Below are 21,301 nucleotides of genomic sequence, written 5' to 3' on the forward strand. Positions count from 1 at the left end.
GTTATGTTCATTGGCTTGAGGAGATAATGTTATGTTGACTATTTTAGGCTTTTTAGAGCTACTCTATCTAAAGATGTAAAGTTTTGTATCGACATTCAACATTTCTGATATTGTCCCTTTGAGTTTAAAATTCCATATCTAAATCTATACCTAATTGGGACAACATATCTTCTAGCATCTCTTCTACGATTCTTTCATTGCTAGCCCGGAGTGATTCTGGCCCTGCTAAAAATTCTTTGATAGTGATTTTTTTATCTTTGAAATCTTGGACAAAATCGCGAATACCAGCAATAATTTTAACTTGTGATTCAACAGCTTTTAACATTAAGCCAATCCCATCTATATTTTGTTTAGCAGCTTTCCGATAGTCAGAAACCATTGCTCCTTCAGGAGTATTTTTGGCTAAACGCAGTTCACGTTTGAGATTTTCGTATTGAGTTTTGAGAATTTCATTTTGCTGCTCTATAATTCGACATTTACGACTTAAATCGCTTTCGCTATTTTTATCGATTTCTTCACCTAATTCATATTTTTTTTCTATTTCTAATAACCTTGCTAGGTCTCCTTCTTGGTAAGCTTTATTAATTTCTTTCATGATTTCAGTGTGGGACATTTGGGTTTCGGAGTCCGTCACTTTATCAGGATGGAATATTTCTGCTAATTTTAAGAATGTTTGTCGAATTCTGCGGGATTCATCGGTTTTAGGTTTACTGACTGATGACACTTCTTCCCGTCCTACTTGTCGCTGTTGATAGCCATATGTATTTTCTGATTGAAAATTGTCATCATCAGATTTAAAATTTTCAAACATTTCATCTAATTCTGTATCATCTTCCTCAATTTGGATTTTTTTAGTGATGATACCTGATGCTTGGAGATTAAAATAAACCTTTTCTACCTTTTCCTGAGTTTGCTTGCCAAATTTCCTACTGGCAAAAATCTCTTTAAATAAGGCATGAATTTCTTGGTCTATTTCTGCTATTTTGACAAAACTAGGACTAATGCGGTGGAACATTTCTGTAGCTAAAGACCGCATTTGTTCAACAAAATTATTTAATTCTGTGCGCTTTTTTTTAATTTGTTTTAATAAAGATTGATGCTCTTTTTCCAGGGAATCTAGATAAATATGTAAGTCAGAGAGAGCCAGTGTGGCTGGCTGGGGTGGAGATGCTAATGTTTTTTTGCGCGGCATAACTAAAGTGGTGAAAAGTTATGTTTAAAAAATAACATAACTATCCTTGAGTTTATACATGTCACTGTAGCAGTGTGATGACAATCAAACCTCTGACTTAAGACAAAAATGGGGTGAGGTCTAAATGTTTTTCAATTTCATTACCTAAGTGGTCTAACATTTGTTCTCGCTGTTCTCGGTAGTTAGCAACCCCTGTAGGTAAGGATTTTAAACCCCGTTGTTGACGAAGGCGATTTAACCAAGCGCGTCGCCAAGGGCCATTATCAAAGATGCCGTGTAAATATGTTCCCCAAATGGATTGACAGTTATCAACTAAGCCCAGACTAGGGTCATCAAATAGGGGTTGACAGGATGGTTTATCTATGAGTTGTTCTACACGCGATCGCCCTTGATGAATTTCAAACCCATTTACAGGTAATCCCATTTGGGGATAATTAGATGTAACTTGCCGTTGACGGGCGATTTTCTGACCTGTAATGATGGTTTTCAAGGGAAATAAATTGAACCCTTGATATTTACCAGCTTGTCCCTCAATTCCTTCTGGATCAGCGATAGTTTGACCTAACATTTGAAAGCCACCGCAAATACCTAATACTGTTCCTCCAGAAGCAGCATAATGTTGAATGGCTTCGGCAATGCCAGTTTTTTGCATCAGTAACAGGTCAGCAATAGTGGTTTTTGTACCAGGGATAATTACTGCGTCTGGATGACCTAAATCTTGTCGAGGATGGATGTATTTAACTGAAACTGTGGGTTCCGATTCTAGGGGGTCAAAATCAGTAAAATTGGCAATTCTTGGTAAACGGATGACAGCTATATTTAAGTCAGCTTGGATTTTGGTAGAATTGCGTTCTAGTAAATCGAGGGAATCTTCAGCGGGGAAAATTGTTTCTAAATAAGGAATCACACCGACAACAGGAATACCAGTCCGCTGTTCTAACCATTTAATTCCTGGTTCGAGAATTGAACGTTGTCCCCGGAACTTGTTGATAACAACTCCCTTAATTAATTCTCTTTCTTCTGGTTCTAGTAACTCTAAAGTTCCTACTACATGGGCAAACGCACCACCCCTATCAATATCAACTACTAATAATGTGGGTGCATTCAAATGTTTAGCCACACGCATATTAGTTAAATCTCGGTGTTTGAGATTAATTTCTGCTGGACTACCAGCACCTTCACACACCAAGACATCAAAATCTGTTGATAAATGTTGCAAACATTCTTGAATAGTTTGCCAGCCTATTTCGAAATATTGCTGATAGTAATCTGCGGCAGTGACTTTTCCTACCGCTTTACCTCTGAGGATGACTTGGGATGTCATATCTCCTTGGGGCTTGAGTAAAATCGGGTTCATTTCTACCCAAGGCGTTACCCCTGCGGCCCAAGCTTGCACGGCCTGTGCATAACCCATTTCCCCACCACTGGCAGTAACGTAGGCGTTTAAAGCCATATTTTGACCTTTAAAGGGTGCTACTCGCCAGCCTCGACGTGAGAGAATACGGCAAATAGCGGTGCTGATAAGTGATTTTCCAGCGTGGGATGTGGTTCCCACTACCATAATTGATTTCATCTTTGATTTAGTACCGCCGTGGGGAATTTAATATTAACTATTTATGGTTCACAGTTGAAAAAGCCTTTGAGGTCAGCTTTTCAAAATTTTTGAATGGTTGCTTGATTTCACCGTGCTGCGTGACTACAGCATGGCGTGGGAATTTTAAGTTTGAATAGTAATATGGCAATCTACTCATCAAAAGTCAAATTTTGACTTGATGTGGTGTAAACGTCAATTGTGGGTTTAGAAGGGTAGACGAAACCAACGGGTAATGAAATCTGCCAGGCGATCGCCTAATGTGGGTGTAGGTAACTCTTGGTTGGAAAACTTTTCCACTAATTGATAACCAAGGGGAGTGAGCCGAAAACTATCTGTAATCCCCTGTCCGTCCACCTCTCGCCGCAATATACCCACTTCAATCAGCCAGCCTAAAGCCTGGTCACAGGCTAACTCAGATAGGGGTTTTTTAGTATATCCATGCTGAATACCATTGTCCATGGCGATCGCTCCCAAGGAAATACTTTGGTTGGTCATGGTGACTACTAAAGCTAATTTGAAGGGAGAACAAATGAGCGATCGCTCGGCTCTTGCTAAGGTTTTACTAGGATAGACTAGGGGTTTGTAATTTTGAGAATTAACGGCTGCCATAGGTTTAGAGTTGAGGGATGGAAGAGTAAGAGGGAGTAAAAACCTTAATTACTGTAACTTCTACTAAATATTGTAAATTATTGTAAAATTTCAAGTGCATAGAGAATCTCATACAGGAACGGTGAATTATGGCTCTAGCAGTTGGTACAGTCGCACCTGCATTTACCACCAAAGACACTAACGGTAATACAGTTTCCCTCTCTGATTTTGCTGGTAAAACAGTAGTTCTCTACTTTTACCCCAAAGATGACACCCCTGGCTGCACCAAACAAGCTTGCAGTTTCCGCGATGCCAAAGATGAATATGTAAGTAAAGGCATAGTAGTGCTGGGAGTTAGTGCTGATGATGAAGCTGCTCACCAAGCATTTACAGCTAAATATAGTCTGAATTTCCCCCTCTTAGCTGACACCGATAAAAGCATCATCAAAGCTTACGATGTTGATGGTGGTGGTTATGCCAAGCGTGTCACCTATGTAATTAGCCCAGAAGGCAAAATTGCTCATGTTGATGCTAATGTCAACACTCCTACCCACGCTAGCGATGTATTGAAGGTGTTGGGTCTGTAATTTGGACAAGTAGGGGCGGGTTAATCAATATCTTGAATTGCTTAACCAGGATACTTGTAAACCCGCCCCTACCACTAATTTAAATATCTTGAATTGCTCAACCAGGCTACTTGTAAACCCGCCCCTACCACTAATTTAAACATCTTGAATTGCTCAACCAGGCTACTTGTAAACCCGCCCCTACCACTAATTTAAACATCTTGAATCGCTCAACCAGTCTACTTGTAAACCTGCCCCTACCACTAATTTAAACATCTTGAATCGCTCAACCAGTCTACTTGTAAACCCCGCCATACCACTAATTTAAATCTTCCAGTTTAATCCGTGGGTCAGCAGCCTTCAGCATCAAGTCAGCAATTAAATTACCCACAATTAACAACACCGCACTCATCACCAAGCTAGCCATAACTAAATACTGGTCTTTGGCTAACACAGCTTGTAGGGTTAACTTGCCCAAACCCGGCCAGTTAAAGAAGTTTTCTGTAATAAATGCACCACTTAACAAACTAGCTAACTCAAACCCCAATAAAGTTATCAAGGGATTAATAGCATTCCGCAGTGCATGAACAAAAATCACCCGATTTTCTGGTAAACCTTTAGCACGGGCTGTTTGAATGTAATCTTGGCGCAGCACATCCAATAATTCACCACGAGTTATCCGTTGCAAACCAGCAAAACTGGTGATACTCAAGGCAATAATCGGTAAAATCATGTGCCAACCGATATCTAAAATTTTCCCCAACCATGTAAGTTCACCGTGGTTGATACTGGTCATATTCCCTACGGGAAACAAGGGGGTAGTAATTTGAGCTAAGAATAATAAAAATAGGGCAGTGATAAAGCTGGGGAAGCCTTGTCCAGTGTAGCTAATGACTTGTAAAACCCTATCGACAGTGCGATTTTGTTTAACAGCTGCGAGAATGCCCAAGGGAATAGCAATAGACCAGGTTGTAATTAAAGAAGCGATCGCTAATAATAAAGTCGCTGGCACCCGTTCCCACAATAGAGACGCAACGGAACGCTGATAAACAAAGCTAGTACCAAAATCACCCTTGGTGACAATTTGCCTCAACCACAACCAAAACTGCTGCGGCCAAGATTTATCTAAACCAAATTGCTTCCTAATTTCTTCGATGCGTTCAGGAGAAATTTTCGGATTTTGCCGCAGGGTATCCACATAATCCCCTGGAGACAGTTTCATAATAAAAAACGATAGTGCAGATGCTAAAAAAATCGTTAATAGTGCCTGCAATAAGCGTTTTACCACATAAATAAAAGTGTCGCTGGTGACTAGCCTAATTAGCCAATCTCGACTCATCTCCAAGGAAATTTTTGTATGTGCCATAGTTTATCAGTTGTCACCTCTGGAAAACTTCATGACTAATCGCCAATCACCAATGACTAATACTGGACTAAGGATATGATCGGCACATCTGGTAGATTTTTTCGCCCCTGCAAATCTTCTAGCTCGATGATAAACCCAAAGCCTACCAACTCACAGCCAATCTTTTCTAACAACTGTGCAGTGGCGCTAGCAGTGCCACCAGTAGCAATTAAATCATCGACAATCAACACTCTGCTGCCCACATGCAAAGCATCCTGGTGCATTTCCAGCATATCTGTACCATACTCTAGTTCATATTCAACCTGATGAACTGCGGCTGGTAACTTGCCTTTCTTCCGCACAGGCACAAAACCCGCCTCTAGCTTATAAGCCAAAGGGGCACCAAAAATAAAACCACGAGACTCCATCCCCACAACGTAATCCGGCTGGAAATCCAAATCTATGCACTTTTGTGCTAAAAAGTCAATTGTGTAGCGTAAACCATCGCGATCGCGTAATAGAGTAGTAATATCCCGAAATAAAATTCCTGGCTTAGGGAAATCTGGTATGTCACGAATTAAAGCTTTCAAATCCATAGGACAAAATTTAGAAATAGGTCACAGACAATGGGTCAGAGGTCTAAGTCAAAACTCTTGCACTGGGAAATTCCACACCAGATTTTGACCAAAACAGTTGATACAGCCTAGCTTGAGGCGTTATCTGATAACTGTCTTCCGTCTTCAACTCCAGATACCTGAAAAATCGTACACTATAATGTCATACGCTGGAGGTTAAAGCCATTGTTTCGTCATCTATTGACAATAACTCAGACTTTAACCCAACCTAAAGAATAAATTCTGAATTCTCAATTGTTTTACTGATTTTATTGGCATAGCATAGGGTATTTTATAGAATGAATGTTTCCGCCGATGTCAAAGCTTTCAACAGTCCAGCGTCCGAGGCCATGCCAATGATTTTGGACACTTTACCAGATCCTGCGATCGCTGGACATGGATGTCCCCGCAGAACCGCAGTACAAATTGACTTGATGTTACTAGCAATAGAAGCATTAGAACTAGGTGGTTCTGAAGCTATATTGGCATTCGCTGATGAATTAGACCTCAAAAACATCATTAAAGACCGAGTCAATTTATGGCGAATGCGAAGTTCTAACCCCCTCCGTCGAGCGCATATTCGTCGCCCTTTAAGCATCTTAGAAGCTAAGGCTTTAGTCATCATTACCTGCTATATAGCCAGACGCTTAACAGTAGTTATCCGCCAACTACTCACCATATATCAACAACTGGATGAAAAGCAAATTCCCCTGGAGCAAAACTTACGTTTAGGTAACTATCTAGAGCGATTTAGAAGACATTTTAAAAGTCGTATGAATGCCAGACGCTCAGGGCTAATTGCTTTAAATTCCGATGACAAACTAGATGAATTAGCTATAGATTTGTTAGGTAAACTACTATTTTGCACCGGCACTACGGGAATGCAGCGCTTTTGGATTAGCCTGTTTGATGGAGAAGTAGATTAAATATCCTTAAATTTATAACTCATAAATTATATAGGTGATAACTTACGCCCACAATAATCAATATGCAGGTTGGTTTTATTCATCAAAAAATCATTTTCCTGGGTTAAGTAAATTACGCTGTAAAACGAGATGCGTCCCCTGACGCATCAAAAATTTATGAAATTAAGTTTGCCATAACAAGGAATTTTACTGTGCATAAATTCTAAGATTGTTTATTTATGTGACAGTTATGATAACTAGATTCATTAAATGCTTTGAGGTGATATGAATATTCAACGTAAATATAGTTTACCTAATTGTACCCTGCTGTTAGAAGGCTTAAGTAATGTCACAAAAACCACCCAATTTCAAGAACTGCGTCCAGAACTTTCGATATTAGTAAATGCAGAATGCCATTTATCTTGTGCCGATCAACCAATCTCTGGAGGCAGGAAGTTTTTTGAGAGTTTAATTCGGGCAGTTAGTGCCTATGCCCAAGAATTTTTAAGTAGCGTCCCCAACCCCCAAGCTCACAATCAGGAATCAGAGTTGGTAGCCCTGCAAAAAATTGGTAGTAATCGACATAAATTAATAGTTTATTCAGAACCTAGCACCCCAGAGGTAGAATCTCATCAAAATAATCGACAATCACCAATTCAAATAGAACTAAACACATTACAACTATTTGATTTAGTAGAAGCCATAGATCAATTTTTTGCGGATACTCAAACATTGCCAGAGTTATCATTAGAGTTGCAACCGGTCACTAGGCGTTATAGTGGAACCAGCCAAGTTTTACTCAAGCAAGCAGTACCTGCAACCTTGGGGGTTTCCAGTCTAGCAGTAGCCGCAGTTGCTTTCAGCTTAATTCCTGCACCCCCAGTCCGTTCCCCAGATACAAAACCACAGGAACAAACTACCTCTAGTCAACCTACTAGTAGTCCTGTCACCGCTACACCAACACCTATAGCTTCAGCTACACCAACAGATGCACCTTCTCCCACCCCTACACCAACAGATTCACCTTCTCCCACCCCTACACCAACAGATTCACCCTCTCCTACCCCCTCACCCATAGCCTCAGCTACCCCCGTCCTGACAGATTTGCAAGCCCTTTTAAAATCCGTCCCCGAAATTACTGACCCTTCCCAATTACGGGCTTTAAATCGCCAAGTTTATAACCAAATCAACCCAGCTTGGACTGGTCGTTCTGAATGGGAAAATGATTTAATCTTCCGGTTAGGTGTAGCAGCTGATGGTAGCATTGTCGGTTACAAAGCAGTCAATCAATCAGCTAATGATGATGTCAACAAAACCCCATTACCAAGTCTGCTTTATAACCCTGCTAATCGGCGTATTACTAACGAACCTATTGCTCAATTTCGAGTCGTTTTTACTAAGCAAGGAGTCTTAGAAGTTAGCCCTTGGGCAGGATACGCTAAAAAACCGGAAGTAGTAGGGGAAAAAATTGCTGATAGCAATGTAGTTAAAGAGTTAAATCAAAAACTTTATAATACTATTCGTCAAGGATGGAGTATTACTCCCACATTTACAAAAGAATTGAAATATCGAGTAGCAGTAAATAAAGATGGCATCATCGCTGACTATGAACCGCTAAACCAAGTTGCTTTTGATCATTTTCGGGAAACACCCCTTCCCCAGATGTTCCAATCAATTTATGGTTCTAACGCTGCTGCACCTAATAATAAAGACCCACTAGCCCATTTTCAAGTGACATTCCAGCCCAAAGGCACACTTGAGGTTAAACCTTGGCAAGGCTATTAATTTCTCGAATATTCTATGATTTCTGGCGAAATATAGCAGGTGACAGGTGAAAGCGATCAAAACCTTTCATTGTGTAAGTTTTAGTATTAGTTAATATCCTAACTTCCTTCCGGCTATATTTATGCTTCAGCTAATAGGGGGAAGCAGGGGTAGAAGGTGAGAAGATTCTTACCCTACACCCTACATTCCACAACTTATACCGCAGCTACTTGCTTAGACTGGGCTTGAGTGCGCCGTTCTTTCAAATAGGAGAAGAACTCTGCACCTTCTCGTAGACGACGAACTAACATCTGTCTATCTGTGATCATTTCCCGCACAATAGGAATAATCGCTTTGGGACGGAAGTAAAAACGGCGATACATCTGCTCAACAGCATCTTCAATTTCTGCACTAGAAAGGGTGGGATATTGCAAAGTAGAAGTTTGAATTCCAGAGTTAGCAACTAAAGATTCATTGGCAAACCAACCATTTTCTTGGGCCTGTGCATACAATTCTGTACCTGGATAAGGTGCAGCAATGGAAACTTGAATAGTATGGGGACTCAGTTCACAAGCAAAACGGATAGTTTCTTCTACGGTTTCTTTGGTTTCAATCGGTAAGCCAATGATGAAGGTGCCATGTACCGTAATACCTAGCTTGTGGCAGTTTTTCATAAATTCCCTTGCCACTTCCAATTTAATGCCTTTTTTGATGCGGTTGAGAGTGTCTTGATTTCCCGATTCAAACCCAACTAACAGCAAGCGTAAGCCATTATCCCGCAAGGTTTTCAAGGTATCGTAATCTAAATTAGCACGCGCATTACAACTCCAGGTGAGGTTGAGTCGTTTCATGTGTTCGCTAATGGCGATCGCTCGATGTTTGTCGATGGTGAATGTGTCATCATCAAACATATACTCCCGTACCTTGTCCCCAAACAAGGCTTTAGCCTCTTCCATCTCCCGTCCCACTGCATCTGGGCTTTTATGGCGATAAAGATGTCCACCAATAGTTTGAGGCCACAAGCAAAAAGTACATTTAGCAGGACAACCACGCCCAGTGTAGAAGGAAATGTAAGGGTGCTGCAAATAGCCAATGAAATATTTACGAATATCTAAATCACGGGCATAAACAGGTAATACGCTGGGCATTGCATCCCAGTCATGAATTAACGGACGTTCTTCGTTATGACGGATATTTCCTAATTTATCTCGATAGCTTAAGCCCTTGATTTCATCCCAAGGTTTACCTTCCGCCAATTCCTTACAGGTATAATCAAATTCATTGCGGCAGACAAAATCTATAACTGGATGATCCCGCAAAGTTTCTTCCGGTAACACCGCCACATGGGCCCCCACAAACCCTATTTGCACACCGGGATTTTGTGCCTTGATAGCTTCTGCACACTTCACATCATTGGCTAAAGAAGGTGTGCTAGTGTGCATAATTACTAATTCATAATCCTTAGCAATTGCCAACACATCCTCCACAGTTTGACCATGGGGTGGTGCATCTACTAGCTTACTCCCAGGCACTAAAGCCGCAGGTTGTGCCAACCAAGTAGGATACCAAAAAGAGGTAATCTCTCGCTTGGCTTGGTATCGAGAACCAGCACCACCATCAAACCCATCAAAGGAAGGTGGACTTAGAAATAAAGTTGTTTTCACAGACATCTCCTCCCACGTACAAAGATTTAGGCAATAGGTAATACCAATTTGAGATTTTGGATGAAAAGCCTTGATTTATAAACTATTGCACTAATTTGCAACCAGAATATTTGTCTCCAATTAAACAAAGACAGCACAACTAACACCAAAACATCTAGTTGCTTGTGGCTCTAAGATATTGATATGGGCAAATCTAACTTGCTTTGATATTTATCTCCATGAGATTTTGCAGGAGAGCATACACATCACTACGGCTGAGTTTTTCCTTACCACTAGCCAAAGCCTCAAGAGTACCATGAGCCAAAGCGAGAGGAATTTGACAAAATTGCAAAGCTGGCCCAGGAGGTAAGGAACTAGTATAGGCATCAGCTAATGCTAAATTGCGCTGTGCATATTCATGTAACTTGGCTGCACTCCATCCTGTGGGAAAGAAATCAACTCCTCGTTTTAAATCTTCATCGTGATTACGGAGGATATTGACTGATTGTAAACCGCGACCAAATGCGATCGCTTGGGTACGGTTTGTTTGTGTCCCATCATACCAAGTCCACAAATCTGACAACAACAAGCCAACAGCACCTGCTACCCCAAATGTATAACGGTCTAAGTCTGACTCTGTATCAATTTGCCAATTCTTTTCTGCCCAAAATGCCATTCTATCTGCCATGGCTGCGGTAGCATCCCATATCCGTGGGGCGATTGTTTCCGGTGCTAAGATAGACCATTCTCTCACCCGCAAACTGACTTCTGGTAAAATATTTTCGTAGCCAGTAAATCCTGTCGAGAAGGCATCTACAGCAAAACCATCCACCCCAGCTTGCAATGTTAAGCTGATGTTACGTAAGATGGCGCTTTTAGCAGTATTATCCAATTCTGGATGGTCTTCAATTTCATCAATGGCACGCATACACAAGTATGCTGAAGTTACGGCTTCCTGCAACCCAGAGGGTAAAATGCTAATGGGGATATAAAAAGTGCGACTAGTTTCTTTGAGGATTTGCAGGGCATCGCTACGTAAATCCATTATACTCACTCCTCTCCTACGCTTTACACCACATAAATCTTTGACTTTTTGATGATACTGGATAAAGTTTTTACTAAACTGGAAAAACTATAGTTACCCTAGTGTTTCATCTAAAAATTAACAATTTATAGTATCGCAATTAACCAAAATCTCAAATCTATTAAAGTTTAGTCTAATATATTGGCTCTTGGTAGCAATCGTTGTGCGGCCAGTTGCCATCCCAATCCGATCAAATTTTTTGTATAAAAATCAACTAATCTACTCAAATTAGCAAAAAAATTAACTGTATTTGGTATATTCCGTCAATCTCCAGTCAAGTTTCGTCCGAAAATTTCAGTATGACTGCACTCAAGTGGACATAGGAGATGCAGTCACAATCACCCCAATCAAGCCTTTTAGCACAGTTACCTGTGATGTACTGAATTTCGACTACGAGGTAGTTGAGCGTAGTCGAAACTCGAAAACCATGCAGTCGTATTCCTCAAGCCTTAGACAGCGTGGCTTTCACCATAATTTCCCCTGCTATAGGACTCCTATTTGATTTTCTTTCTATCTATATCCTCATTTGCCATAGCTGTTGAATTTTTGGCAAATAGATCATGAACAAAATTTTAATTAACTCTTGACAAGTGGCAGATGCAATCAACTTTTATTTTCATGTATTCTGGTGTACACAGTTGATGAAAGCTACTGAATTCCCAACTACTCAACTAAAGTAAAGTGTTGCGATACTATTTTTATAATGTAAATCAGATAACATAAACTTATGGAGCCAGACTCTCTACCAACTGAAGTAATTTTAACCAACCCTCGCCAGTCACTGGGGAAATTACAACTGGATTGGACACCCCAACCGGGAAACTATCTGGATTTCCAAGGCAAAACCTATGCTGTATTAGAGCGTCGTCACCGCTATCAATTTAAAGCTGGACGTTATCGGTTGCATAACATTGCTATTTACGTACAGTCTGCTAAACGTCCTTCTGAAAAAACTTTAGTCGCAGGACGCTGGGTAATTGGAGATGCGACTTGTGACTATAATGCTCTGTCAGAAATCATTCGCTGTGCAGTTAACCCTAATGGCCCTTGTGAATCTTGTCGGTATTACGAAAACTCCCAGCAAAACAGTCCGCAATAATTTAGGGATGGGGAATTGGTGATTAGTTTTTGTCCTCATCTCAACCATTCCCTAAAACTTCCCCCACTGCTAACCGAGTACCATTGACAAAATCCCATCCAGATTGAGGACGCTTCCCTGCTAATTGTACTTCCTGCAACAGTAATAGACCTGCTCCTGTTTGAACGATCGCACCTATACCTTTAACAACACTCACCACTTCACCAGGTTGACCAGATAAACTAGACAGATTAGGGACTTTATTCACGACAGTTTGTAACGATTCTGGCAACTTCTGGATAGATTCAGCATCTAAGGGCAATGTCGCAGTTATCTTCAAGGACTGATGACGAAAACTACTCAGGCAGTTAGGGTAAAAGCCACGAATTTGATTATGTAATTGCATGGCGCTTTTTGACCAATCGATATTGTAGTCTGGTTTTTGAATTAACGGTGCATAGGTAGCAACCGCAGAGTCTTGGGGAATAGGCTGAATTTCCTGTCGTTCTAATTGCCACAATGTTTCCACCAATAAATCAGCACCGATGGTGGACAGTCTTTGCGCTAAGGTCAGGCTATTATCCACCAATTCAATTGGTGTCACAGCTTTTAGTAGCATATCGCCTGTATCCATCCCCACATCCATTAACATGGTGGTGATGCCAGTTTCCTTTTCTCCGTTATATAGACACCATTGAATAGGGGCTGCACCTCGGTACTGGGGTAAAATCGAGCCATGTACATTAATACAGCCTAATTTGGGCATAGCGAGAATTTTCTTGGAGAGAATTTGTCCATAGGCCACGACGACAAACACATCAGCTTGCAACTGTTCCAGAGCAGTTAAAGTTTCTGTATCCTTCTTAATCCGTTCTGGTTGCCAAACTGGGAGATGGTGGGTGATCGCTAAATTTTTGACTGGAGAAGGTGTTAATTTATTCCCCCTTTCTCGGCGTTTATCTGGTTGGGTAACAACTGCTAATACTTCAAAATTAGGGTTTTCTAGCAATTTTTCTAGAGTGGGTACAGCAAATTGGGGCGTACCAAAAAATACTACTTTCATCACTATCCAAATTTAATTTTGTGAATTTAATTGACTGCGGTGACACCGACTGCTTTAATCCAATAGTCAATAAATCATGAAATACCAACCGTTAAGAGTCTGACTCTTTTAGCTGATTTAGTGGTAAAATTGGCATTGTCAGTTAGTCAAAAAGTTCCATTAGAAACTATAATGATCTAGCAATTAGATTAGCTAGTATCAACTGCATCTGCTGCTGGAGTAACTTAGCATTTGCCTATGTCTCCTGGCAAGTGAAGCAGGTATCTATGACTCTCAAAGTTCTGTGATAACAACCCAAAAGTCAGTATCTTAATTGCATAAGCGAATTCTATGCTAGCTGATTTGCAATTTTATGATTTTGGGTAGATGAGAGCAAGATTTTTGATTATGATGTATTCTGCACCCGCAGCGCCAGAGTTTTCAAGAACAATGGTTTTTTATAATGATCAGGGCCTGCACCGTTAGGTCAGAGAATTGACAAGGCGAAACTCGTGGGATTTAGCTGGTGTTAAATTCTGGACTTAAAGCCTCGGTAGATAAATTTTTGGGTAAAACTTTTTAGTCACCCAAAGATAAAATTGGCGTTTTTGGCACGATTGTTAATCTATCTGTGCAAATTGTTCATAGGAGCAAAAAAATGCTCTGTATTTTCTGATTACTGATAGAAAAATATCGGTAATATTTCCGTATACGTTCATGAAAAATCACACAATTTTGAAAATTATAAAGGTGTAGATAATGATACTAAAACTTTTGTAAAGCGATGCAAAATTTGCAGAAATTATCTCGATCTAGCATGTAGTTTGTTGTTATACATATAGTCATAACTTTTTCCATTCCTGCATCAACCTTGCCCCTCACACAGCAACCGCCCCCCTAGAGAGTCCACACATGTTTAAACCCCTTTTGCTGTCAGGATGGTTCCGCGTACAACCATATTTCAAGTACGTTGTCTTTTTTATACTAATTACACCCTTACTAGGTTTATCCGTTCACTCCACCTTGGCAAAACAAGCACAGGTAGGAAAAACCAATTCTGAGTCAGGACAATCTGAAGCTAAGTCTCAGGTAGCAGATACAGCTAAAACCGGGGAAATTGATGCAACTAAAATAAATGCCTTAGCTGCTAGATTAGATTCTTTGCTAATCAACAAAGATAGATTTGGGGGGTTACAAGTATTACCAACAGATAAAATTAATTCTGGGGTAATCAAAGAAAATAACCAGTCTAGCAATGATGGGGCTGAAGCTGATGTTGTGGCAGTAGTTAAACTCTCACCTACTGGTCAACTATCGGCAGATCAAGTTAGTTTAATTCAAAGAATAAAAGAAGCAAAAATTAAATCTTTGCTGGGAGATGTCAGTTTAGCAGATGGGGCATTAGCAACTGTTAAAACCAATCCTAGTATTACCAACCCACAGCCATCACCATCGGAGATCCAAGTAGAAGGACAACCCAAAGACACAGAGATGGTGCAAAACGATCCTCTTGGTAGTCCTCATCCCATTCCTTGGAAATGGATTATGGCAACTCAAGAAGTCATTAGTAACAAACAGGGTTCTGGGGTTCGTTACTATCGCAGTATACCGGTGATTTCTCCTGACGGAAAATATGCTGTGTATAGCCGAGTACAGTTGGATGTGAAGCCAGAAATGTATAACAGCCGTGTTACCAGCATTTTGTTTGTACAAGATGTACAATCTAAACGGTTGCGGGTAATGGCTGCTACATCTTCCGGGAAAGACCCATTGTTAAACAGAGCAGGGAATTCAGAAGTTGTCACAGAAACGGATGGCAAGATAGGGGTGTTGGTTCCCGTTAGTTGGTCTGAAAAAGGCGATCGCTTCCTCGCACGTAAATTTGAGGGCATATTCAACACGGCTGATTCTACAGATTCAGCAGTCATCTGGGATCGGCAAAATCATCGCACTGTTACCGTCGCACCCACTGAAGAACAGCATGAACATGAAAAAATTGCGATTTTGTTGGGCTGGAGTCAAAAACAACCTGATAGCGTATTGTTTAAAGCGGGTGAACTAGGGGAAGAAGATTGGCCTCTAGTCCAAGTATCCAGCAATGGCAAAATCGTCACTTTATCTAGCGATGAAGATAAGCCAGTAACATTTGGAGAAAAGATTACCCAAGTGTGGGCAGAACCACAAGTAGCGTCTAGATAATTAATTAATGAATAATGATTGAAATTCCCGTTGTTACTGATAGTGACATCGGGAATTTTTTTGTATTTATAGCAGGAGGCAGGGGGGAAACGGAGGACAAGGGGGACAAGGACGAAATCTTCTTTTACCTCCCCCTCTCCCCCTCTCTTTGATCTAACTAACCAAGTGCAACTGAGTCAGCACTGTACTAACGAGATGTTGAGTAATCGGTAAACTATCAATTACCATCCCCAAACACAACAGCATCATGTAGGAGATGGAATACAGGAATAATTCCCTTGCAATGGTTTTATCCTCTGGATTTTGTAATAAGCGCCAAGACTTGTGAACAAACACTCCACCCAAGGTCATAGCAATTACTACATATACAATGCCACTAGCATGTAAGGGATAGAACAGCATCACAGTTGCTGTGACTGTAATCACTGTATAAAACCAAATTTGCCTAACGGTGGCTTTATCACCTGCAATCACAGGTAACATTGGTACACCCACCTTTGCGTAGTCATCCCGAATCATTAAAGCCAATGCCCAAAAGTGTGGTGGTGTCCATAAAAAGACAATGGCAAAAATTAGCCAAGCTGCCCAGCTTAAAGTATCTGTCACCGCAGCCCAACCCACTAAAGCGGGAATTGCTCCCGCAGCACCACCAATCACAATATTTTGAGTGCTGTGACGTTTCAACCAATGGGTATAGACTAAAACGTAAAAAACTATGCCAGAAAATGCTAAAAGTGCGGAGAGAAGATTGGCAAATACTGTTAATAGGGTAAAAGAAGCAACTGCTAGAGCGATCGCGAAAATAAATGCGTCCCGTGCTTGTATCCGACCAGAAGGCATAGGCCGATGCCGTGTGCGTTCCATTTCATAATCTATATCTCGGTCGTAGATACAGTTAATAGTCTGGGCGCTAGCGGCTGCTAAAGTGCCACCAATCATTGTTACTATCAACAGCCAAGGATCTACTTGTCCCTTAGCTGCTATCCACATACTACCCGCAGTAGTAATTAGCAGCAAAGGAATAATACGCGGCTTAGTTAGCTGGTAATAACTTTGAACAACTTGGAAAAATGTTTCGTGGTGACGACGAGAGACGTTAGTCTCAATCATGTTGTATGTCTTTCCTTATGTTTCAAGAACTTATCAGCAACCCCGACTCAGTTTAATGGGAGAATTTCTCCACACAGCTATCTGAGAAGAGGTTGTCAACCACATCCCGTCAAGATTAGTCATAAAGCTTTGTCTAGCTGTATACAAGGCAGTTAGGACATTAACTACAGCTAAAAACTGAGATACCCAAAGGCTTTTAGCACTGTCACCTGCTATATGTAGAGTCAAAGCTATTTGTATTGTTTATGGAAGCAGGGAGGAATACTTTCACCTATCACCTGTTGCCAACATCATTTCCCGATGAGCAAGCTGGTCACGCCATGCTAATACTGTGAACACTACTAAAGTTCCCAACAAAGTAGCACCAATAGCCTGGTGAGACACGGTGAGAGGTTCAACTTGTAAATGTAAGCGGAAAGTAGCAACTCCCAATCCCAGTTGTAAAAGCAACAAACTACCAGCTAGATTTGCTATTTTTCGTAAAGCTGGATGCAGTGCTGGTGTGCGCCAGGAGATGAATACTAATGCTAGGGTGGCGACAGTAGGTGGAACTAATCCAAAAATATGGCTGTACATCATGGTACAGAGTTGATACCCAGCAAAGCATTGATGTAAAGCCCAACGAGAACCAACTAAAGCACCTAAGAGACTTTGTAGGTAGACCAAAACAGCAGCCGTTAAACCCACCCAAGGCAATTTTCCAACTGTTCCCGTTCCCTGGTAGGGAATGAGTGTAGTGCCAATAATTAAAAGGGTAGTGAAAAATAAAAGTGCTGTTCCTAAATGGGCAGTAACAATATCAAAGCGGAGTAATTCTGTAACAGTGAGACCCCCTAGAATACCTTGGAACACGATTAAAAATAGGGCAAATGAAGAAGCCCAAGGTAGCCAATTGGGTAAGGACCGACGATGCCACCAAGATAAACCACAAAGTGCGATCGCACTCATACCAATTAAAGCTGCATCCAGTCTGTGAAACCATTCCAAGAATACTTGGAGATTCATTTGCTTGGCTGGTACTAATTCGCCATAGCATAAAGGCCAATCTGGACAAGCAAGTCCAGCATTCATCACACGGGTGGCGCTGCCTATAGCCATCAAAATCAACGTAGCTATACACATCTTCCACACCAAGCGACGAATCATATCTTTTGGCTGTTGCTGGGTGGCTGTTTCATTTTCTGGTTGTAGGACAAATTCGTTCATTAACGATACCTTCTGCCCGCCTTTGTGAGCGCTGCTGAAAATTTTCGATCTTGATTCAGTACCAAACTTATCTCTAACCTAACTGATTCAGTTGAGGTGAAGAGATGAGCTTTCCCTTATACTTTGGCTCACTTGAGTTACTTCGCGCTGTAAGATTTAGGCATTTTTTAAGATGTAAATAATCAATAAAAAACAATTAACGAAAATTATGGAAAATTTACCTAATTTTTGTTTTTAATTGTCTTAAGCTCAGGGCAATCCTGCCTAACTCACTTTTACTCAAAATTAGGATATTACCTGAAAAAATTAATAAAAATTTCATGCGATCGCCCATCATCTCCCCAATGCTGCACTACCTTAGTAAGTGAGCAACGTTAAGATAACGTAGTAAATTCTTTTTCTTGAGCCGTGAAAATTCCAAGTTCAATCTGGACATTACTCATAGGCATCGTCTTAACGTTAGTCAGCCTCTGGTACGGTCAAAATCATGGACTGTTACCAACTGCTGCCACAGATGAAGCCACCTTAGTAGATGGTCTGTTCAACACAATGATGACAGTCTCTACAGGTATATTTTTGATAGTAGAAGGGTTTTTAATTTATTGTGTTTTTAAATACCGTCGTCGCCCAGGAGACAATCAAGACGGGCCACCCATAGAAGGTAATGTACCTTTAGAAATACTTTGGACAGCCATACCCGCAATTATCGTCCTGGGAATTTCTGTATACAGCTTTGATGTCTACAACGAAATCGGTGGATTTGATCCCCACGCCATGCATGAACCACCCATCATGCAAGAATCAATGGCCATGCCGGGAACTGCTATTGCTGCCACCTTAACGGATACTCCTCCCAGTACCCAACCAAACCTCAATCAAGAAAAGTCCGATGCAGCGATGCAAGACCCAGCAACCGCAGCAGTTCGCAACGCTGACCAAATTCCCCAATTGCGAGATGCGCCTGGTGCAGGTAGTGTAGCGCCTACTTTAGGGGCAAGTTCTGACAAACAAGGAAAACCACCAGAATTACTTGTGAATGTCACCGGACTGCAATATGCTTGGCTATTTACCTATCCAGAAACTGGTATAAGTACAGGTGAACTACACCTCCCCATCGGTCGGGAAGTGAAAATTAATATGACAGCCAATGATGTGATTCATGCCTTTTGGGTGCCAGAGTTTCGCCTCAAACAAGATGCGATCCCCGGTAGACAAACAGAATTGCGTTTCACACCGAAAACAGCTGGTGACTATGCCCTAATTTGTGCTGAACTGTGTGGCCCTTACCATGGTGCAATGAGAACTCAGGTAGTGGTAGAGTCTCCAGAAGCTTTTAACAAATGGATGCAAGAGCAAGTTGTCGCTAGTCAAGAGACAATGAATCAAGCGGTGGCAGTTAACCCAGCAGATATGTCACCAGAAGAATTCCTCGCGCCCTATACCAAGGAGATGGGCATTCACCCAGAAATGTTGCAGCACATTCATTAATGATGGGAAATGACTGCACCTTTGATGCAGCTTGAAGACTTGAACAACCTCAACGCCAAAATTTTCTGGCACAGTCAATGGTGAAGACAAACACCTGATGACAAATGACAAATAAAAAACTTTTATGACTCAAGCACAATTACAAGAAACTGCCAACATTCCCAGTTCTGGGTCAGAATCAGGGGTGCGAAAGTGGTGGGAATTCTTTACTTTCAACACCGACCATAAGGTAATTGGCATTCAATACCTGGTAACATCCTTTATCTTTTACTGTATTGGTGGTGTGTTAGCTGATTTGGTACGGACAGAATTACGCACACCAGACGTAGATTTTGTCACACCTGAAGTGTATAACAGCTTGTTCACACTCCACGCCACAATCATGATTTTCCTGTGGATTGTGCCAGCCGGGGCAGGATTTGCTAACTATTTGATCCCCTTGATGATTGGGGCCAAGGATATGGCATTTCCACGGTTGAATGCTGTGGCATTTTGGATGATACCTCCAGCAGGTGTGTTGCTCATCGCCAGTTTAGCTGTAGGTGATGCCCCAGATGCAGGTTGGACTTCCTACCCTCCCTTGAGTTTGGTTACAGGTCAAGTGGGTGAGGGCATTTGGATTATGAGTGTCCTCTTGTTGGGGACTTCATCCATTTTGGGGGCGATTAACTTTATTGTTACCCTCCTGAAAATGCGAATTCCAGGGATGGGCTTTCATCAAATGCCTTTATTTTGTTGGGCAATGTTGGCCACTTCTGCCCTGGTTTTACTTTCTACACCTGTGTTAGCCGCAGGTTTGATTTTGTTGGCCTTTGATTTAATTGCGGGGACAACATTTTTTAATCCCAGTGGTGGTGGTGACCCGGTGGTTTATCAGCATATGTTCTGGTTCTATTCCCACCCGGCAGTGTACATCATGATTTTGCCGTTTTTCGGGGCAATTTCTGAGGTGATCCCAGTCCACTCCCGTAAGCCTATTTTCGGTTATAAGGCGATCGCTTATTCTTCTCTAGCCATCAGTTTTTTGGGACTCATCGTCTGGGCCCACCACATGTTCACCAGTGGTATTCCTGGCTGGTTGCGGATGTTTTTCATGATCACTACCATGATCATCGCTGTACCCACAGGGATCAAAATTTTTAGCTGGTTAGCAACCTTGTGGGGAGGCAAAATTCAATTCAACAGCGCCATGCTATTTGCACTGGGTTTTGTTGGTACTTTCGTGATTGGTGGGATTAGTGGCGTGATGTTAGCCTCTGTCCCCTTTGATATCCATGTTCACGATACCTACTTCGTCGTTGCTCATCTCCACTACGTTCTTTTTGGTGGTAGCGTTTTAGGCATTTTTGCCGCTATCTATCATTGGTTCCCGAAAATGACCGGTAGGATGCTCAATGAGTTTTGGGGTAAGGTTCACTTTGTTCTCACTATTGTGGGTCTGAATATGTGCTTCTTACCCATGCACAAATTGGGAATGATGGGGATGAATCGCCGTGTTGCTCAATATGACCCCAAATTTACCTTTTTGAATGAAATTTGCACCTACGGCGCTTATATTCTCGCAGTTTCTACCTTGCCATTTATCATTAACGCCATTTGGAGTTGGTTATATGGTCAAAAAGCTAGTAATAACCCTTGGCAAGCATTGACCTTAGAGTGGATGACAACCTCACCACCAGCCATTGAGAATTTTGATACAGACCCTGTGTTGACTACAGGCCCCTATGATTATGGCTCACATAGTCAAAATGTTGATATCAATGCTGTATTAAGTGTGAAGCCTGACGAACCCTATCCCACAATTGAGTCTGGTGTTTAAATGCGTCCATAGGTAACAGGTGGGCTATTTGATGAAAGTTTTTCCCTGTTCCCTATTTCCTGTT

At 41.4% G+C, this 21,301-nt stretch carries 18 protein-coding genes; 7 read left to right on the forward strand and 11 right to left on the reverse strand.

The genetic code is table 11. From position 1 onward, the window contains the following. Positions 1–124: 124 nt before the first annotated feature. The 3 genes from H6G73_RS00005 to H6G73_RS00015 all read right to left on the reverse strand — a co-directional run bounded on the left by H6G73_RS00005 (position 125) and on the right by H6G73_RS00015 (position 3,395). Positions 125–1,192: a J domain-containing protein gene (locus H6G73_RS00005; RefSeq protein WP_190600890.1), complete on the reverse strand. Its 1,068-nt coding sequence runs from the start codon at positions 1,190–1,192 to the stop codon at positions 125–127. Positions 1,193–1,289: 97 nt separating this feature from the next. Further along, the gene (cobQ, locus tag H6G73_RS00010; protein WP_190600891.1) at positions 1,290–2,765 is read right to left on the reverse strand and encodes a cobyric acid synthase CobQ; all 1,476 of its coding nucleotides are present in this window, start codon (positions 2,763–2,765) and stop codon (positions 1,290–1,292) included. A 225-nt stretch (positions 2,766–2,990) separates the two neighbouring features. After that, complete coding sequence (locus H6G73_RS00015; RefSeq protein ID WP_190600892.1) at positions 2,991–3,395, reverse strand: Npun_F0494 family protein; 405 nt, start codon at positions 3,393–3,395, stop codon at positions 2,991–2,993. 128 nt (positions 3,396–3,523) lie between these two features. Between H6G73_RS00015 and H6G73_RS00020 the strand changes: the two genes are divergently transcribed. Beyond that, positions 3,524–3,961, forward strand: a complete 438-nt coding sequence (locus tag H6G73_RS00020) for a peroxiredoxin (protein ID WP_190600893.1) — start codon at positions 3,524–3,526, stop codon at positions 3,959–3,961. Between the two features lie 298 nt (positions 3,962–4,259). Here the strand turns inward: H6G73_RS00020 and H6G73_RS00025 are convergent, their stop codons facing one another. Next, a complete protein-coding gene (locus H6G73_RS00025; RefSeq protein WP_190600894.1) occupies positions 4,260–5,306 on the reverse strand; it encodes an ABC transporter permease in 1,047 nt (348 codons plus the stop codon). Positions 5,307–5,362: 56 nt separating this feature from the next. After that, positions 5,363–5,881, reverse strand: a complete 519-nt coding sequence (locus H6G73_RS00030; protein WP_190600895.1) for an adenine phosphoribosyltransferase — start codon at positions 5,879–5,881, stop codon at positions 5,363–5,365. 317 nt (positions 5,882–6,198) lie between these two features. Here H6G73_RS00030 and H6G73_RS00035 point away from each other — a divergent pair, with 317 nt between their 5' ends. Continuing rightward, on the forward strand, positions 6,199–6,825 hold the full coding sequence (locus H6G73_RS00035; protein ID WP_190600896.1) for a DUF3038 domain-containing protein: 627 nt from the start codon (positions 6,199–6,201) through the stop codon (positions 6,823–6,825). Between the two features lie 264 nt (positions 6,826–7,089). Next, a complete protein-coding gene (locus H6G73_RS00040; protein ID WP_190600897.1) occupies positions 7,090–8,589 on the forward strand; it encodes a DUF4335 domain-containing protein in 1,500 nt (499 codons plus the stop codon). 194 nt (positions 8,590–8,783) lie between these two features. On the opposite strand, the gene hpnJ is transcribed toward H6G73_RS00040, so the two are convergent. Then, entirely contained in the window at positions 8,784–10,232 is a 1,449-nt protein-coding gene (gene hpnJ / locus H6G73_RS00045; RefSeq protein WP_190600898.1) for a hopanoid biosynthesis associated radical SAM protein HpnJ, read from the reverse strand. A gap of 193 nt (positions 10,233–10,425) precedes the next feature. Beyond that, positions 10,426–11,256 (reverse strand): squalene/phytoene synthase family protein, encoded by an 831-nt coding sequence (locus H6G73_RS00050; protein WP_190600899.1) that lies wholly within the window; start codon positions 11,254–11,256, stop codon positions 10,426–10,428. 766 nt (positions 11,257–12,022) lie between these two features. Between H6G73_RS00050 and H6G73_RS00055 the strand changes: the two genes are divergently transcribed. Next, on the forward strand, positions 12,023–12,394 hold the full coding sequence (locus tag H6G73_RS00055; RefSeq protein ID WP_190600900.1) for a DUF6464 family protein: 372 nt from the start codon (positions 12,023–12,025) through the stop codon (positions 12,392–12,394). Between the two features lie 40 nt (positions 12,395–12,434). Here the strand turns inward: H6G73_RS00055 and fmt are convergent, their stop codons facing one another. Further along, positions 12,435–13,436, reverse strand: a complete 1,002-nt coding sequence (gene fmt / locus H6G73_RS00060) for a methionyl-tRNA formyltransferase (RefSeq protein ID WP_190600901.1) — start codon at positions 13,434–13,436, stop codon at positions 12,435–12,437. An 891-nt stretch (positions 13,437–14,327) separates the two neighbouring features. Here fmt and H6G73_RS00065 point away from each other — a divergent pair. Beyond that, positions 14,328–15,614, forward strand: coding sequence for a hypothetical protein (locus H6G73_RS00065; protein WP_190600902.1), 1,287 nt, complete (start codon positions 14,328–14,330; stop codon positions 15,612–15,614). A gap of 153 nt (positions 15,615–15,767) precedes the next feature. Here H6G73_RS00065 and H6G73_RS00070 read toward each other — a convergent pair whose 3' ends face one another. From H6G73_RS00070 to H6G73_RS00080, 3 genes are read right to left on the reverse strand one after another with little or no spacing between them, the layout of a single operon-like run. Beyond that, positions 15,768–16,724: a heme o synthase gene (locus tag H6G73_RS00070; RefSeq protein ID WP_190600903.1), complete on the reverse strand. Its 957-nt coding sequence runs from the start codon at positions 16,722–16,724 to the stop codon at positions 15,768–15,770. A gap of 33 nt (positions 16,725–16,757) precedes the next feature. Beyond that, on the reverse strand, positions 16,758–16,952 hold the full coding sequence (locus H6G73_RS00075) for a hypothetical protein (protein ID WP_190600904.1): 195 nt from the start codon (positions 16,950–16,952) through the stop codon (positions 16,758–16,760). Between the two features lie 39 nt (positions 16,953–16,991). After that, on the reverse strand, positions 16,992–17,930 hold the full coding sequence (locus H6G73_RS00080; RefSeq protein ID WP_190600905.1) for a COX15/CtaA family protein: 939 nt from the start codon (positions 17,928–17,930) through the stop codon (positions 16,992–16,994). Between the two features lie 408 nt (positions 17,931–18,338). Here H6G73_RS00080 and H6G73_RS00085 point away from each other — a divergent pair, with 408 nt between their 5' ends. Continuing rightward, positions 18,339–19,418: a cytochrome c oxidase subunit II gene (locus tag H6G73_RS00085; RefSeq protein ID WP_190600906.1), complete on the forward strand. Its 1,080-nt coding sequence runs from the start codon at positions 18,339–18,341 to the stop codon at positions 19,416–19,418. A 124-nt stretch (positions 19,419–19,542) separates the two neighbouring features. Further along, a complete protein-coding gene (ctaD, locus tag H6G73_RS00090) occupies positions 19,543–21,237 on the forward strand; it encodes a cytochrome c oxidase subunit I (protein WP_190600907.1) in 1,695 nt (564 codons plus the stop codon). The last annotated feature ends 64 nt before the right edge of the window (positions 21,238–21,301 follow it).

Origin of the sequence: Richelia sinica FACHB-800 (assembly GCF_014698825.1) — a bacterium.
Classification (GTDB): domain Bacteria; phylum Cyanobacteriota; class Cyanobacteriia; order Cyanobacteriales; family Nostocaceae; genus FACHB-800.

Excerpts from the sequence above, each read along its gene's own strand:
- H6G73_RS00055 (WP_190600900.1), top strand. The coding sequence starts at position 12,023 with ATGGAGCCAGACTCTCTACCAACTGAAGTAATTTTAACCAACCCTCGC.
- H6G73_RS00005 (WP_190600890.1), bottom strand. The coding sequence starts at position 1,192 with ATGCCGCGCAAAAAAACATTAGCATCTCCACCCCAGCCAGCCACACTG.
- H6G73_RS00070 (WP_190600903.1), bottom strand. The coding sequence starts at position 16,724 with ATGATTGAGACTAACGTCTCTCGTCGTCACCACGAAACATTTTTCCAA.
- H6G73_RS00035 (WP_190600896.1), top strand. The coding sequence starts at position 6,199 with ATGAATGTTTCCGCCGATGTCAAAGCTTTCAACAGTCCAGCGTCCGAG.
- H6G73_RS00040 (WP_190600897.1), top strand. The coding sequence starts at position 7,090 with ATGAATATTCAACGTAAATATAGTTTACCTAATTGTACCCTGCTGTTA.
- ctaD (WP_190600907.1), top strand. The coding sequence starts at position 19,543 with ATGACTCAAGCACAATTACAAGAAACTGCCAACATTCCCAGTTCTGGG.
- H6G73_RS00065 (WP_190600902.1), top strand. The coding sequence starts at position 14,328 with ATGTTTAAACCCCTTTTGCTGTCAGGATGGTTCCGCGTACAACCATAT.
- H6G73_RS00025 (WP_190600894.1), bottom strand. The coding sequence starts at position 5,306 with ATGGCACATACAAAAATTTCCTTGGAGATGAGTCGAGATTGGCTAATT.
- H6G73_RS00050 (WP_190600899.1), bottom strand. The coding sequence starts at position 11,256 with ATGGATTTACGTAGCGATGCCCTGCAAATCCTCAAAGAAACTAGTCGC.
- H6G73_RS00015 (WP_190600892.1), bottom strand. The coding sequence starts at position 3,395 with ATGGCAGCCGTTAATTCTCAAAATTACAAACCCCTAGTCTATCCTAGT.
- cobQ (WP_190600891.1), bottom strand. The coding sequence starts at position 2,765 with ATGAAATCAATTATGGTAGTGGGAACCACATCCCACGCTGGAAAATCA.
- H6G73_RS00030 (WP_190600895.1), bottom strand. The coding sequence starts at position 5,881 with ATGGATTTGAAAGCTTTAATTCGTGACATACCAGATTTCCCTAAGCCA.
- H6G73_RS00080 (WP_190600905.1), bottom strand. The coding sequence starts at position 17,930 with ATGAACGAATTTGTCCTACAACCAGAAAATGAAACAGCCACCCAGCAA.
- fmt (WP_190600901.1), bottom strand. The coding sequence starts at position 13,436 with ATGAAAGTAGTATTTTTTGGTACGCCCCAATTTGCTGTACCCACTCTA.
- H6G73_RS00020 (WP_190600893.1), top strand. The coding sequence starts at position 3,524 with ATGGCTCTAGCAGTTGGTACAGTCGCACCTGCATTTACCACCAAAGAC.